Source organism: Bacteroidetes Order II. bacterium (assembly GCA_016788705.1).
In the GTDB taxonomy this organism is placed as follows: Bacteria; Bacteroidota; Rhodothermia; order Rhodothermales; family UBA2364; genus UBA2364.
In genome coordinates this window covers 1-15,962 of record JAEUSQ010000038.1, presented here as the reverse complement: position 1 = coordinate 15,962, position 15,962 = coordinate 1, and the positions used below count along the sequence as shown (strand labels likewise).

General features: G+C 48.6%; 13 protein-coding genes. All 13 read right to left on the bottom strand.

The genetic code is table 11. From position 1 onward, the window contains the following. Window positions 1-25: 25 nt before the first annotated feature. Entirely contained in the window at window positions 26-1,375 is a 1,350-nt protein-coding gene (locus tag JNN12_09305) for a Na(+)-translocating NADH-quinone reductase subunit A (GenBank protein ID MBL7978527.1), read from the bottom strand. A gap of 339 nt (window positions 1,376-1,714) precedes the next feature. Further along, window positions 1,715-4,501, bottom strand: coding sequence for a DNA polymerase I (gene polA / locus JNN12_09300; GenBank protein ID MBL7978526.1), 2,787 nt, complete (start codon window positions 4,499-4,501; stop codon window positions 1,715-1,717). Between the two features lie 75 nt (window positions 4,502-4,576). After that, entirely contained in the window at window positions 4,577-6,139 is a 1,563-nt protein-coding gene (locus JNN12_09295) for a hypothetical protein (GenBank protein MBL7978525.1), read from the bottom strand. Between the two features lies 1 nt (window position 6,140). Continuing rightward, on the bottom strand, window positions 6,141-6,917 hold the full coding sequence (locus JNN12_09290; protein MBL7978524.1) for a geranylgeranylglyceryl/heptaprenylglyceryl phosphate synthase: 777 nt from the start codon (window positions 6,915-6,917) through the stop codon (window positions 6,141-6,143). Window positions 6,918-7,019: 102 nt separating this feature from the next. Beyond that, window positions 7,020-9,698: an alanine--tRNA ligase gene (gene alaS / locus JNN12_09285; GenBank protein ID MBL7978523.1), complete on the bottom strand. Its 2,679-nt coding sequence runs from the start codon at window positions 9,696-9,698 to the stop codon at window positions 7,020-7,022. A 251-nt stretch (window positions 9,699-9,949) separates the two neighbouring features. Beyond that, entirely contained in the window at window positions 9,950-10,627 is a 678-nt protein-coding gene (locus tag JNN12_09280; protein MBL7978522.1) for a DNA-3-methyladenine glycosylase, read from the bottom strand. A gap of 222 nt (window positions 10,628-10,849) precedes the next feature. Then, window positions 10,850-11,188 carry a hypothetical protein gene (locus JNN12_09275; protein MBL7978521.1) on the bottom strand — a complete coding sequence of 113 codons (339 nt, stop codon included), beginning with the start codon at window positions 11,186-11,188 and terminating at the stop codon, window positions 10,850-10,852. Window positions 11,189-11,313: 125 nt separating this feature from the next. Further along, window positions 11,314-11,535 (bottom strand): hypothetical protein, encoded by a 222-nt coding sequence (locus JNN12_09270; protein ID MBL7978520.1) that lies wholly within the window; start codon window positions 11,533-11,535, stop codon window positions 11,314-11,316. A 370-nt stretch (window positions 11,536-11,905) separates the two neighbouring features. After that, window positions 11,906-12,685: an FKBP-type peptidyl-prolyl cis-trans isomerase gene (locus JNN12_09265; GenBank protein MBL7978519.1), complete on the bottom strand. Its 780-nt coding sequence runs from the start codon at window positions 12,683-12,685 to the stop codon at window positions 11,906-11,908. A 16-nt stretch (window positions 12,686-12,701) separates the two neighbouring features. Then, window positions 12,702-13,331 (bottom strand): DUF479 domain-containing protein, encoded by a 630-nt coding sequence (locus tag JNN12_09260; GenBank protein ID MBL7978518.1) that lies wholly within the window; start codon window positions 13,329-13,331, stop codon window positions 12,702-12,704. Between the two features lie 37 nt (window positions 13,332-13,368). Continuing rightward, complete coding sequence (dnaX, locus tag JNN12_09255) at window positions 13,369-15,315, bottom strand: DNA polymerase III subunit gamma/tau (GenBank protein MBL7978517.1); 1,947 nt, start codon at window positions 15,313-15,315, stop codon at window positions 13,369-13,371. Between the two features lie 46 nt (window positions 15,316-15,361). After that, entirely contained in the window at window positions 15,362-15,685 is a 324-nt protein-coding gene (locus JNN12_09250; GenBank protein MBL7978516.1) for a hypothetical protein, read from the bottom strand. Window positions 15,686-15,837: 152 nt separating this feature from the next. Further along, window positions 15,838-15,962 (bottom strand): IS3 family transposase (locus JNN12_09245; GenBank protein ID MBL7978515.1); only part of this gene is annotated, 125 nt, incomplete at its 5' end.

Sequence of the window (15,962 nt, the reverse complement as noted above, 5' to 3'; positions counted from 1 at the left end):
ACGTTGTGGGTTGAATATGCCGGGCTTAGCCTTCTTTGCGAATCATTTCCAAGCCGTCCGAGATGATTTTCTGAACGTTTATTTTGGAGGTACAAACAAATTCGCAAAGAGCAAAGTCTTCTTCCGAGACTTCATAAATGCCCAGTTGCTCCATTTTTTCCAAATCGTTGGCCAAGATGGCCTTGAGTAAGTAGGTGGGAAGGATATCCATCGGCAACACTTGTTCATATTGCCCCGTTACCACAAAGGCGCGTTCTTCACCATGTAAATTGGTATCTAACCGATAGGATTTGTTCTTATTCAGCCAAGAAAAGAAGGTTCGGGATAGACTTAGTTTGTCGAAGCCAGGCGTAAGCCAACCGAGGAATTCATAGTGGTCGCCTTCCGGAATTGCGGTTATTTGATGGGTATATGCCGAGAGAAAAGCATCTTGCGACGTCTTTTGCCCCGTCAGTACATGGCCTTGAATCAAACGGACTTGATCCGTTTTTACCCGATTGGCCAGTAAGTCTTTCAGATGAACCCCTTGTACGGTACGGAAGTAACCGCGCTCGGTGGCCTCAGAACCCGTAAGAGCCACTATTCGCTCCGGACGATACACCCCTTCGGCAAAGAGCCTACCCATATTTACCACATCTTGCGCATGGACATACCAAACCACTTCTTGCGGGTTGATCGGATCTACATGATGGATTTGCACCCCTACATTACCAGCAGGATGGGGGCCATTAAATACGGTTTTTGTAACTCCTTGTGCTTGCTGTAGAACAGAAGAGGCATTGACGGGAAGACCCAGATGAACCTTACCATCCGTCAGTTTGGCGAGTGCGTCCAACCCTGTTTGAAAGAGGCTTCCGGACTGCTCCAAGATGAAGCCAAGGTCTGGGGCAAGCGGTGCAGAATCAAATCCCGAAACAAAAATGGCCTTCGGACTTTCATGCGGGCGGGCAATCAGCGAATAGGGCCGTTGACGAATAAAGACCCATGCACCACTGTCTAACAAGCGGTTCACCACCTGATCTCGCGAGAGGGTAGAGGGGTTAATGGGTTGAAAGGCACGGGAGGCCGCTTTTTTATCCGCAAGAATGCGCACTTCCAAAATCCGCCGTTTTTCTCCCCGTACTATTTCTACCACTTCGCCACTCACGGGTGCGGTAAAAAATAATTCCGGATGGTCTTTGTCGTGGAAAAGTGGTGCACCAGCTTGGACTTCGTCTCCGGGTTTCACCACCAATTTGGGGATTATGTGCGGAAAGTCGGGCGGTTGAACGGCCACAATAGCCGAGATGGCCAGATCGGTCAGGGTTTTGGATGCTGCTCCCTCCAACTTAATATCAAATCCACGTCGGAGGTTTATCGTTCCGTTAGAAGGCATATAAAAAGCGTTTATGTCCAGAACGGGTTAAGGGCTGTAAATACAAATATTGCAGGTTGCAATCTACATCTTTGAACTGGCAACAAAAAGTGCTTCACCTAAAAAGGCATTCAAGGATGCATGATTTAATACCTGATTCAAGAAATGGTGGCATTCTTGTGTTAAGGCTTCACAAAATATGGAACCTCCAGCACTTTTGCTTGAAGCGCGTGTGAATACAGATGCAAAAGGTGGTTATCTATCAATGCTCGGATGATAAATTAGCTCCACAATACCTAATAAATCTTTGTATCACAAATACTTAGCAGTTAAAGCTCTGCCCACAGCCATTCATCCGAATTAATGTGCATCTAACCAGTTGGGGCCAACGCCCATCCCGATTTCGATGGGTACTGATAATGGAAGCGCTTCCTGCATCTCTTTATGGACGATCGCTTTCATGTGCTGTACTTCATCTTCGGGAACCTCAAAAAGCAATTCATCGTGGACCTGTAAGATCATACGGCTTTTCAGGTTTTCTTGCTCCAATCGCCGCTGGAGACGGATCATGGCGATTTTAATCATATCAGCCTGAGAGCCTTGGATGGGCATATTGACTGCTACTCGTTCAGCCGCTTGCCGGAGTTGTCGGTTTGGCGAGTGGATGTCTTTCAGGTATCGGCGGCGGCCGTACAGGGTTTCTGCATATCCTTTTTTACGGGCTTCCTCGATGAGGGTCAGGATCAATCGGGCAACACCGGGATAACTGGCATGGTAACCGTCAATCAAAAATTGGGCTTCGCTTCTGGGAATCCTCATACGCTGCGAAAGACCAAACGAGGAAATGCCATAAGGAATCCCATAATTCACCTCTTTGGCCCGGTTTCGTTGTAGGCGTGTGACGGCTTCGGGGGCAACTTTAAAGATACGTGCGGCGGCATCGGTATGAATGTCCTCATTACGCTGAAAGGTTTCCATCAATCCATCATCGTTAGACATGTGCGCAATGATTCGTAATTCTATTTGGGAATAGTCTGCCGAAAGCAATACGTGCCTTGGTGCGGCAATAAACGCACGACGGATTTCACGCCCTTCACCAGACCGGATGGGGATGTTTTGCAAGTTTGGATTAGAGGATGCCAAGCGGCCTGTGGCAGCAATGGTTTGGTGGAAGCTGGTATGAACCCGGCCTGTATTAGGATTGGCAAAGGTGGGCAGGGCATCCACATACGTACTTTTGAGTTTGGAAAATTTGCGCCAATCTAAGATGAGGGCGGGCAAATCATGCTCTACGGCCAATTCCTGCAAGACCCGTTCATCGGTAGAGTATTGTCCGGTGGCCGTTTTTTTACCACTTGGCAACTTAAGCCGTTCAAATAAGACCTCGCCCAATTGTTTGGGAGAACCAATATTAAACACTCCACCTGCCGATTCATAAATTTGTTGTTCCATCTCGATCAGTTTGGCGGCCAATTGAACCGAGTATTCCTTGAGTGCAGCCACATCCACCAAAATGCCATTGGCTTCTACTTGTGCTAAAACCGGAACCAAAGGCATTTCGACTTCCTCGGCGAGTGACAAAAGGCCCTCATCTGCCAGTCTTTTCCGAAGGTGTTGGGCAAGCCGGAGCGTAATGTCGGCGTCTTCGCAGGCATAGTCCGAGACCACTTCTACCGGAACCTCGCGCATGGTTTTTTGGTTTTTTTTACCTTCCCCAAGAAGCGCCGAAGTAGGGATCTTTTTGTAGTTCAACACCTCCATACTCATGGCGTCCAAGCCATGCTGCCCATCCGGATTCAACAAAAAATGGGCCACCATAGTATCAAAAATGGGACCTTTAAAATGGATACCATAGCGTTTCATCATCAGCAAGTCGTATTTCACATTCTGACCACATTTGGTTATGGCAGGATTTTCCAATGCTGGTTTCAATACCGACAATACCGTTTGGGTGGTGGCAGCGTCTAAGGTGGGTAAATAGTAGGCTTCGGCTTCTTGGGTAGAGGTAGAACAGCCCACCAACTCTGCAATCATCGCATCCGTTCCAGTTGTTTCCGTATCAAAACAGATTTCTGTCGCCCGATTCAACTGGTCGCCAAGGGCTTGTTGCATCGCAGGATCGGTCAGTAAGTGGTACTGCACCTTTTCGGCGTCGAAGCTATGCTCATCGGGGTGTACCAAAATGTCGGTCAATCCGGAGGTAGGCAGTTCAAATCCACCAAAAAGGTTTACTTGGCTTCCTGCCGGTGCTTGGGGTACTGCTTGAAAGGATTGGGCATAGCGATGAATGCGGCCTCGTAGTGTTTTTCCAAATTCCAATTCATCAAATAAACGTCCGATTTCCGCCATATCCGGCTTGGTACGCACAAGACTTTGCCAGTTTAAATCTAAGGTCACTTCGGTATGAATGGTGACCAGTAGTTTAGACATAATGGCTTGATCGCGGTTGTTGAGTAAGCCTTCTCGTACCCGTTTTGCGGTGATTTCTCCGGCATGTTCTAATAGGTTTTCTACCGATCCATATTGCTGGATCAGGCTTGGTGCGGTTTTTTCGCCAATACCCGGTACGCCGGGTACGTTGTCGGCGGTATCGCCCAATAATGCCAAAACGTCTATGAATTTTACGGGCGGCAAGCCATAGTCTTCTCGGAATTTTTCCTCCGTCACCCAATCAAACTCTTCGTCTTTTCGGGTGGGGCGTAGAATGGAAACACCTGGGCCCAAGAGTTGCCGAAAATCCTTGTCTGGCGAGACAATTACGGCATGTTGGCCTTCTGCCTCGGCGCGTTTGGCCAACGTCCCGATCACATCATCGGCCTCGAACCCTGGAATTTCCAGCATCGGAATATCGAAGGCCTTCACCAAGTCTTTGATAAAAGGCAGGGCTACACGCAATGGATCGGGCATGGGTGGGCGATGCCCTTTGTATTTTTCGTAGATCTCGTCACGAAAATTCGGCCCCGGAGCATCCATCACCACGGCAATATGTTCGGGCCTTTCGCGCTCAATTAAACTCAACATCGTCCCTACAAAACCATAACAAGCACTGGTATCCATGCCTTTTTTATTAATCAAAGGGCGTGTAGCAAAGGCAAAATGTGCACGATAGGCCAAGGCCATGCCATCAAGTAAAAAAAGACGTTCCATTTCGTTTGGTATAGAAGGTGAGTTAGGAGGCAGGAATAAAGATACCGTTTTCGTATCGGCGGGGCAATGTGTGCATTAATGAATACGGATACGGGTATCCGGTGGGATGGCTTTGCTCCGGTGGATAAAAGAGGGATGAAACCATTCTTCGGTAACCAAACCATCTGGATTCATATCATTAAACCTTGTATTCATAAATATATACAGGGGCCTTTTAGGATATGCCTGATGTAACCATGTTAGGGTCTCATCGAACGTGGGCGGATGGGCGAATAAGGGCTTTGATGGAGGCTCCAATCGAATTAAGTCTGGTCTCAGGTAGTTTAAATGCGGATCTCCAAACAAAACGATGCCACCCGGTGGAATGTCTTTTGCGGCATCTATGGCCTTGGCTACTGCCTGATGATATGGCATCCGTTGTTCATAAACCTGTTTGATGGCCCACAGTGGACCATACAGCATAAATGACGTACCCGCAGTGAGCCAGACTACTTTTTTGAGTGGCGCTTGCCAACCCAACTGGTGGCGAGCCCAAAGGATGGCTGCCGGAATCCAGAGCCAAAAGACAGGAGCAAACAACTCCATATAAAAACTGCTTTTTTGCAACCACAAGACGTGTTGCCAACGCGAAACCGTCATAACCACCAAGTAGCACAAGCCAACAACAAATAGTACCTCGACGAGGTGCAACCGTTCTTGCCAGTTGTTGGAGGAGGCTTGGGCTACGTCTGTCTGTTTGTTTTTAGCAATCCAGGCCCATAAAAAAATGGCGATCTGAATACATAATATTAAGAACAGTAAAAAACCGGAGATTCGATCAATAGCCAAGGGGAAAAATCCTACCATAAACCCTTTCAGCCATGAACCCATTATCTGTGCCACTTCCGGTGTTGCGCCTGAATATCGGTTCATACCGGAAAATGCGCCCGATCGGGCATAGTTCCAGCACGCATACCCAAGTACAACGCTTGTCCACAAGAAAATGACCATCACCAATGGTGCTATTTTGGGGCGGTTTTCACGCATGGTTTTCCAAGCCAGCCAGAGTAAAACCACACCCGAAAAAATGCCTACATAGCGTAATAAAAATAAAAAGAGGGCACAAATTAAAATACCCCGTAATGCGCCATAATTGCCCGTTTGCCGGAATTGATATATCCAATAAACAAACCAAACCAACGCCGTAAGAAATGCAGCCTCGCTAAAGGTGGATGAAAATAAAAGCAAGGGTGCAGAAAAGAGCATCATGGCGGTCAACATAGGCGCTTCTTCGGAAGCCAAACGCCGGAACCCCGCAATAGAGAGACCAGCCAACAGCCATCCGAGGAGTTTCGACGCCCAAAAAACGGGTAATCCGGTTATAAATGAAAGACCTGCAATTAAAACCGGATAACCAATGGGCCACAGGGTAAACGGGTCATACCCATCCAGCGGCAAAGAGGCTCCGAGGCCGAGAGTGGTTATGTGAAACTGATGATGAATGAGCAGGTTTTGGGCGGCTTCTAAATAATAGGCTCCATCTCCGGCGGCCATGCCATCCGTACTTAATACGGAACGAAGAACAATGACCAAACCAATGGAGAACCAAATCCCAAACAAGAGTAGGTTGGTGGTGGTACATAGGCGGCGAGCAGGCATCTTATGGGGCCGCAAAGCGCCGTTTTTGGCCACCTGCATGTGTGGCAGTTGCCATTTCGGCAATGAACGATTTGTCTGGACGGTCTTCAAAGGCATTGCCTACAACAATAAAAGAGGCCCCCGCTTGTGCCCGTGCGGCAGCCATTTCGGGGGTACGCAGGCCGCCACCCACCATAAGCGGAATCGAAACCGCTGCCGTAATACCGGCAACCATTTCCACAGGTACGGGAAAATCGGCCCCGGATCCGGCATCGGTCATCAAGAGTTTCATGCCCATCATCTCGGCGGCAAGGGCGGTTGCAACGGCAATATTGTTCTTTTTACGGGGCATAGGCATAGAATTACTCATGTATTGTGCCGAGGTCAAAGCGCCGCTTTCAATCAGCATATATCCCGTAGAGATGGCCTCTAAGCCTAATTTTCGGAGGATGGGCGCGGCATAAACGTGCTGCCCAAAAAGGTAATCGGGGTTGCGGCCACTAATGACCGATAAATACAGCATGGCATCCAAATGCCCCGAAATTTGGGTGAGTGATCCCGGAAAACCAATAATGGGCAAGGTCGTGTGTTGCTTGAGCATTTGCACATACCGATCCATCCATGGGACATGCATCAGGCTTCCGCCAAGAAAAAAAGCATCGGTGCCAGCGGCCTCGCAATCGCCCAAGAATTGGGACATATTCTCCGGAGACAAGGCATCCGGATCAATCAAGACGATAAATCCAGCACCTTTTGCCGCAGCTATTTCGAGAAGTGTATGATAAATGGATGTATTCACAATAAGGAGGCTTTAGAATAAATAAGCATACTTTGTTGTCCGAAACCGCAAAAAAGCCATTTATGCAACCAAAGACAAAAAACAGGTGCATCAGCCAACCCTTTAGAGCAAACCGCTTACCGCTGCAAGGGCTTCTGTCAACTTATCGGGCTGTTTCCCCCCAGCCGTAGCTAACTGAGGCCGTCCGCCCCCGCCTCCGCCTACGATTTTTGCGACCTGGCCAATGAGCTTGCCCGCCTGAAGACCCTTTTTGTTTAGGTCGTCGGAAACAGTGGCAGCCAAAAAGACTTTTTCGCCATCGTGTGCGCCCAATACAGAAACAGCGTTTTCGCCAACTTTATCCCGCAAGATTTGGGCCAGTTCACCAAGGGCTTTTCCGTCTGCTCCTTCTATTATACCAGTCACCAAGCGAATACCCTGCACTTCGGTCGCGTTGGCCAAGAGACCCGCTAATTGAGTGGTCAAGCCTTGCATTTTTAACATCGCCGTGGCTTTTTCGGCAATTCTGAGGTTTTCTTGCAGAACAGCCACGTCTTCGGCAGCAGAGCCTTTGGACTTCAGCAGCCCGCGAATGGCCTCCAACTCCGCCAATTCCGACTGGATGTGTGCAAGGGCCGCCTCGCCCACCAACGCCTCTATGCGGCGAATGCCCGAAGCCACCGATCCTTCCGAGACAAACCGGAACAGGCCAATTTCTCCGGTGGCAGCCACATGTGTTCCTCCACAGAGTTCTACCGATCTTCCGAACGTGATCACCCGTACTTCGTCACCATATTTTTCGCCAAAAAGAGCCATTGCCCCCTTTGCCTGTGCCGCTGCAATCGGAACATGGCGTTCTTCCTGCAAGGGAAGGTTTTCCCGAATCAAGCCATTCACTTGGGCTTCGAGGCGCCGAAGTTGGGCATCCGTTACTTTCTCGAAGTGGCTAAAGTCAAACCGCAAACGGTCTGGCGCCACCAAAGAGCCTTTCTGCTGTACGTGTGTTCCCAATTGATCGCGCAAGGCCAGGTGCAATAAATGGGTGGCCGAGTGGTGCCCGGTAATCCGCTTTCGCCGCTCGGTATCCACTTTTGCCGAAACAGATGTGTCGGTATGCGCAGGCAAGCGATCCACCCTGTGGGCAATTCGGCCATCTAATTTGATCGTCTCCAAGACATGTACCGTCTCTCCGCCCAAGGTCAGTGTCCCCGTATCTCCCATCTGCCCGCCCGATTCTGCATAAAATGGGGTTTGGGCTAAGGCAATATAATACAAGGGATTACCATTTGTATCTTTTGTGGTCTTAATGGCCTTGATATGCGTTTCGGGGACCGAGAGTTGGTCATACCCCACAAAATTCTCCGGGGTATCCTCGCCTATGATTTGCCAAATATCCACCTTCGATTGATCTACTTTAAATTTGGCGGCGGCGCGTGCCCGACTTTTTTGCTGTTGCATTTCGGTATCGAACCCAGCTTTATCCACCCGAATACCAGCTTCGCGGGCCATCAATTCGGTAAGATCAATCGGAAAGCCGTAGGTGTCATGCAAAAGAAAAGCCGCTTCGCCCGTGATGGTTCCGTCGCGTTCAGCCGTTTGTTGGAACAACTCAATGCCTGTTTTGAGCGTCCGTAGAAACGATTCTTCTTCTGCCCGAATGATGCGCTCAATAAAATCTCGTTGCTGAACAATTTCGGGGAAAGCAGGCCCCATTTTTTGTTCCAAAGCCGCCACCAATTGCCACATGAAGGCCGTTCGGAATCCCAAGGTTTGGTAGCCATACCTAACCGCCCGCCGCAAGATGCGTCGGATAACATAGCCGCGTCCGTCATTACCAGGTGTTGCTCCGTCGGCAATAGCAAACGAAATGGTACGGATGTGATCCACAATCACCCGCATCGCAATCCGGATTCGTTCTTGTTCTCCCTCCGCAACGTCTTGAATCTGGTCGTATCCCACAATTTCTTTTCGTGGCGCGAGTGCTGCCAGTTTTTCAAATAACGGCGCAAAGATATCGGTATCGTAGTTAGAGTCTTTTCCCTGTATCGTCCGGACAATACGTTCAAAGCCCATTCCTGTGTCCACAAAGCGGTTTTTTAGCTTTTCGAGGTTGCCATCTGGAAGGGCATTGTATTGGATAAAAACATTGTTCCAGATTTCTACGACACGCGGATCATCGTTGTTCACCAAGGCACTGCCCGGTACTTCGGCGCGTTCGGCATCCGTCCGGCCATCGTAGTGGATTTCAGAGCAAGGCCCGCAAGGCCCCGTATCCCCCATCATCCAAAAATTATCTTTGGTAGTGCCCAGTAAGATATGAGAGGGGTTTAAGCCTTTTTGTTTTTTCCAAATTTCCCGTGCTTCCAAGTCTTCTTCGAGATGCCACTTGGATTCTCCTTCATGGATCGTCACATAGAGACGATCGGGGTCTAACCCCCAAACCTCTGTTAACAATTCCCAAGACCATGCGATGGCCTCTTCCTTGAAATAATCACCAAACGACCAATTTCCCAACATCTCGAACAAGGTATGGTGATATGTATCCACCCCCACCTCCTCCAAATCGTTGTGCTTTCCAGAGACACGGAGGCATTTTTGGGTATCAGCCACCCTTGGCGAAGGCGGGTTCTCGGTTCCCAAAAAACTCTTTTTGAAGGGCGCCATACCAGAATTAATGAACATGAGCGTGTTGTCATCCTTTGGAACCAACGGCGCACTGGGAACAATAAAGTGATCTTTGGAAGCAAAAAAATCTAAAAAATCTTGTCGGATTTGCTCGGAAGTCTTCGGAGAAACAGGCATGATAGCATGGCTTGGTTACAGATGAAGTATGTAAGATAACCACTTTTGGGGCGTAAAAAATTTAATGCACCACGAAAAAACAATGGTTTTGTACGGGTAGAACAGCCTCTTTTGTGTAACTGGGATGCACATGGATTGTTTTTTTTACCCGATGCAAAAAAACGGCTTGGTAATAAAGGGCTTTGGTCAATGGAGAAACGACAATTGGATTTGTTTAAATAGGAATAGCCCTTATACTTGGTCTTGTTACGTTAAAAAAAGACCACTTTACCCTTGCCAACATAGGGGTTTTGTACCTCAAAAAAACGCCACGGCAACTCGTCGCCCATGCCTTTGGCCAAACCGATCCGGGTGGAGCAGCCGATCGTGTACTCGGTGTTTACTGTTCCTTCCATCAAGCGCAAAGTGCCGTTTTGTAATGATTTACGATGATGTATAATATCAATCCCGAACGCCCGACAAAGTTTTCCTGGCCCATTTGTCAGATCGGTTAGGCGTCTGATCCCAGGCCGATTGACCTGCATTGCGTGCAAGCCTGTAATGGGTTCCACGGCCCTAATTAATACGCCCGCACCTACCCCTTTAGGCTCGCAAACCACATTCAACATTCGGTGTAAACCGTAGCTGATATAGACGTAACTGGTTCCGGGCGCGTCGAAGAGTCCCGCAGAGATAAGATTTTTGTCACGTACTTGCCCATCCGGAAGTGCGTTTTTCCAAGCATGACACCCCGCCTCGTCCCAGCGGTAGGCTTCGGTTTCTACAATTTTTCCAGATAGGACAGTTCCCGTATTAGAATCCAAAACCACTCTTTTGCCAATAAGGCTTCGTGCTACTTCCAGCGGGTGACGGTCGAAAAAAGCCGCTGGCAACACCTGTGAAACTGTTTTGGGCGCAGTTTCTGGCAAAAGGGACGATAAATGCTGCATTGTGTCTTGAAATCAGGTTAAGACATCTCTCAAAAATCTAAGGACTCTTAGAGAAGGAATAACCTAAGTTAAGCCCCATCGCAACGTTTGCAAACTGGGTTTTATAGGACTTTCCCACCGCATTAAATACGGCCTCGTTTCGCAATAGATCAAAGCGATAGCTGGCCCAAGGTGCTAAGGAAAAAGCACTCCCTTTATGCCCCAGACGAACTTCATAGAATGCTATCGGGCAGACCCTTGGCGCCTTAGGTCTTCTTGCTCGTTTTTGCCCTTGGCCCTGATGGTCATATCCTGATAAATAAGTTGTACCCCCAAAATCCCTTTTTTGTGTTTTCCAATCCGGTGACCATACCCCATCTGTTGAAAGAAATCTCTTTTTTCGGTAAAAAATGCCTTATCCGGGTTTAAGAAGTCGGGGAGTTCATTAAAGCCACTGGCTAAAAATATCCGATGGTTGCCTTTATCGGCATTGATCCAAAGACTTCCACCCTTGGCCAATGGGTCGAATAAATCTGTTTTAAGCGTAGTTTTATGAGATTGTCCGAAGGTAGGACTACTCATGATATATAGAGGGCGAGACAAATAAAATGGACAAACTTAGGCATGGCATTAGAAGATTCCGGTTACCAAATAATGTAAAAGTACTTCCATTATTAAGATGTTTTTTTTGGCAAATACCAAAATGATCAGTGGGTTGAGGATTTACGGGAAAGGGTCTTGCGGATTTTACTAAGCGATGCGTTGTTTATACCCAGATAAGAGGCGATGTAGATTAGTGGAATTTGCTGAAGAATATGTGGCGATCGGTCCATCAGGTTCTGGTAACGCTCGGTGGCACTCATCATCTGGAAAGTCTCCAGCCGCTTTTGCGACTGGTGATACGCTTGTTCTAAAATTTGATATTCCAACTCCGCTAAGGATGGGGTCTCTTTTTTTAACCGTTCGAAAGCAACTAAATTGATCTGAAATACGACAGATTTCGCTAATACAGATACCTGATAAGTGGCTCGATCACCATAAGTAGGAGAATTTAGAAAACATATCTCATCTCTAATGAAAAAATCTTGCGTCACTTCTTTTTCTTCTCGTTCGCAATATTTACGCAAAACACATAATAAGCTTTGTCGTCGAAGGCGTTTGTGGCCAAGAGTGTATTCCCTTTTTTCAACGTTCGATGTACGATTAGGTTGTCTAAAACTTGTTTATCAGAAGCAGTCAAATGCTTAATAAACAAAGAGATAGAAAATATATCCATTAATCGTGTGTAATACGTTTGCGCTATCCTTTCGTGATATTAATGACTTCCACCTCGAAGCCCAGCGTGGCATGAGGAGGAATAGAATATCCGCCGGACTGGTAATTGGGGACGCCATAAGAGCCGTAGCCAAGGTGTGGCGGGATGATTAGCGTCCGCTTGCTCCCTTTTCGGGCACCCACCATGCCCACATGCCATCCAGGAATTACATTGCTCACCCCGAGGGTAAACTTAAACGTGGCATCACCCGTAGATTGGTCAAAAACCGTCCCATCGGTGAAGTAGCCACGCGCATCCACAAAATAACCTTTGTATTTCACTTCGAGCAGGTCATTTTCGTCTGCCCCTTCTCCAGACCCAGCCGTGGTTTCTGTCTTAGTGACCAAGGGTTGTCCTAATAATTCTACTTCAAAAACGATGGTCGCATTTTTAGGAACAATCACTTTACCGTTGCGGTCTTTGATACCGTTTCGTCCCCAAGCCAAACTCGGTGGGACGGTGATCTTCCGCTTACCACCCACACGCATCCCTTGAATACCGTCACTAAAGCCTGTGGGGGAGATTGAAAAGTCATTGACAAACGTAAGCGGTTTTTCAGCAGTAGATTGCTCAAAAGGGGTTGTTTGTCCGAGAATGGTTGCAGTGTATTGTACCTGCCATGAATTGTACAAACTACCAACCTCGCCCGTACCCACCACCAGATCTTCTATTTGTACTTCAGCTTTGTTGAAGATGTCGCAACCGCCAAAAAAGAGAGCACTTAGGGAAAGTACGAGAAAAGAACGAAGGATTCTGCTTTGCATAAAAGTAGGGCTATGATTATTTCTGAACAGTAGCCGGAAATTCGGCTATGGGAGTAACAGCGTCGTCCCGTAAGGTAGCAACAAATGCGCGTAGCTGCGGAAAAAAGGCCGTGAAGTGTTCTCCCAATGGTTCATAGTGGGTTGTGAAATCTAAATAGGTGTCGGCAAATTGGTTGGGGACGCCAAATTGACGCTGCATTCGCTTCCCCAGCCCAGTCAAGGCGTTTTCGATCCCTATACGGTGGGCATATCCGGCCAACCAGTCGTCTTTTTCCATATAGGGCAAAACAAATCGAAGCCGTGGTGGTAGTAGATCCCACCGACTCTTGACTTCGAGATAACATTGGGTTGTAAACTCCTGAAGTGGCATGGGATGGAACGAGGACCAATCACGTGCCAAAAAATGATCATAGATGACGTCTATGGCAATACCCGCAAAGCGTCGGTTGTGACTACCGATGAAAGCCTGACTTTGCTTAACAATGGGATGATGGTCGGTATAAGCATCTATCTGACGGTGTTCTGCAATGCCCTTAACCACATCCGGCGGATATGGCAACGTGGCCAAACCGCCTTTTACAAAATCCCCAAGCAGGTTACCCAACCGAGATTCCGGCGTGTTCTCGGCCAGAAAAAGGTGTGCCAAAAAGTTCAAAAGGGTCGTTATAGAAGGTTGTGAAGGATCACCAAACGATTTCTGCACCGAAGTGGTCTATCAGTGCGCGAACGGTGGCGTTGGTTTGACTGAGGCGTTGCAGTTGTTGGTAGGGATCGTTTGCTTCGGCTTCGGCCTTTTGTGCGGTTTCGGTCTGTTGGGTGGGTTGTATGTAGAAGGTCAAACTTGGGGGGCGGCTTAGCCCTGCAACATCTGCCAACTCCGAAGCCAGCCAGTCTCGTTGTTGGGTCAATAAGTCTGCATGCATGGCATCGGGCGCCGCAATCATTAAGGTAGCACGTTCGGCGCGGTCTAACCGTGTTTGGTTCAGCATACCAAATACGGCAATACGTCCCCGTTTAATCCGGCTTAGAAAATCTGACCAATACTTATTGGCCTCAAAGAATATCCGGTTATAGTCTTCCTGCGCCACTTTTTCAGCGACCTGAATGCGCATCGTCGGCTGGCTGAGGGCGGTTGCTGGAACTTCTGAATCCTGTACTTTGGTGGGACGAGTGGGCGTAACGCCAGCCAATGCTGGTTTACCAAAAAGGGCTTCGTACGAAACGGGAGTTCGGGCGGTGGTCTGGCTACGTTCGACTGCTGGGGGGCGGGCAGCGATAAGAGCAGGTTCGGCTACCGTTGTGGGTGGGCCTTCAGGGAGGGCGGGTCTGGGGTTGGTATAAGAGGTTGGTTTGGAGGCAGAAGTGGGGGGACTTCCACCAGCGATTGGCGCAGAAGAAGGGCCGGATGAAGACCCAGAAGAGGAGGCAACCGGAGGTAAATGACCAGATTTTATTTGCGACTCAAGACGGCCCAAGTGCCGCAACAACTGGTGGAGATCCACCGATGCAGGCATGGTCACCAGTTTGACCAACATCATCTCTAATCGCAGGCGTGGCTGGGCACTGGTTTTAAGGGCTTGTTCCCCTTCCGAGACCAATTGTAACATCCGGAGTAAGTCTGGTTCGGCAAAACGCGCCGCTTCCTCCTGATACCGCTGTTGAACGGCCTCCGCAGCCTCTATCAATGCACCTGATTGTGTGGAGTGGGCCACCAATAAATTTCGAAGGTGGTCAGATAGGCCGCCAACAAATTCCAAATAATCTGCCCCAGAAGTGACCAACGCTTGAACAAAACGAAAAACCGGGGCCGTTTCCCGCTGGTGAATCATATCCGTAATGGCAAAATATAGGTCATTCGCAATCACCCCCAATGCCTTGGCCAGTTCTGCATAGCGGAGATCGGTACCACAAAGGGCAATAGACTGATCAAATACCGAAAGCGCGTCGCGAAGTGCACCATCTCCTTTTTGTGCGATAAGTACCAACGATTCTTCGTCTGCCGTAAACCCTTCTATAACGCAAATCTCCTTGAGTCGGTACACAATATCGGCCACCGGAATCCGCTTAAAGTCAAAACGCTGACACCGCGACAAAATGGTGGGTAAGACTTTGTGTGGTTCGGTGGTGGCAAAAATAAATAGGGCATGGGGCGGCGGTTCTTCCAACGTCTTTAACAAGGCATTAAAGGCGGCATTAGATAACATATGCACCTCATCTATAATATACACTTTCTTACGTGCACCTTGCGGTGGAATAATGACTTTATCCCGCAATGCCCGGATGTCATCCACCGAATTGTTCGAGGCCGCATCAATTTCAATAATGTTCAGGCTTCGCCCCTCCTCAAAACTTCGGCACGATTCGCACTGCCGACAAGCTTCTCCTCGGTCGCGCTCGGAAAGTGAGGTGGTACAATTGATGGCTTTGGCCAATAGACGGGCTCCTGTGGTTTTACCTACACCGCGCGGACCGCTAAACAAATAGGCATGGGCCAGACGGCCCGACTGAATCGCATTCCGCAGCGTCTCGGAGACGTGTGCCTGCGAGACCAAATCCCCAAAGGTTTGGGGCCGATACTTTCGGGCGGTTACAATAAAGGCTTTTTCACGGGTGGCTTTTTCGCTGCTCATATTGCTAACGGCATAGGTTGGTGTGGGCGTAAAACTACGCACTTTCTCATCCGATCCCATACACCGCACATAAGTTTTCTGAAACCGCCTCACCCAAGCAGATTTTTGGCAGGGTACGGGTTTTGGAACCTACCAACAAACCAATGCCCACGACCTGAACAACCTTACCTATGATGCCAATGGCAATATCCTGACGCTCAAACGGTACAATCAATTTGGTGGAATTGCGGACGATCTGGATTATACCTGTCCTTCTACCTGGATCTTTTGCCCCCCACAAATTGGGAACAGGCTGAATACGGTGAATGATGGGGCGGCCAATGCCGTACCCGGTTTGGTCTCGCCCAATGTGATGTTCCAGTACGATCAAAACGGGAATGTAACAAGTGCCGCCGGTTTCGACCCAACGAATAATAGCGACAACCAGAGCTATGGGGTTATATTTAGCATTCCCAGTTACGATGCGCGAAACTTACCTCTTAAGACGGTCAATGGCAGAAAAACGGTGACATGGTCCCATTTTCACGGACACAGCGTTAAGTTAGAAAAGTAGTGTTCCTCGAACTTGTCGGGGCAAAGATAGCCCAGTGCCGAATGCCTCCTTTTCGGGTTGTAGTAGCACGCTATGTAATTGAAGATTTCCGTGT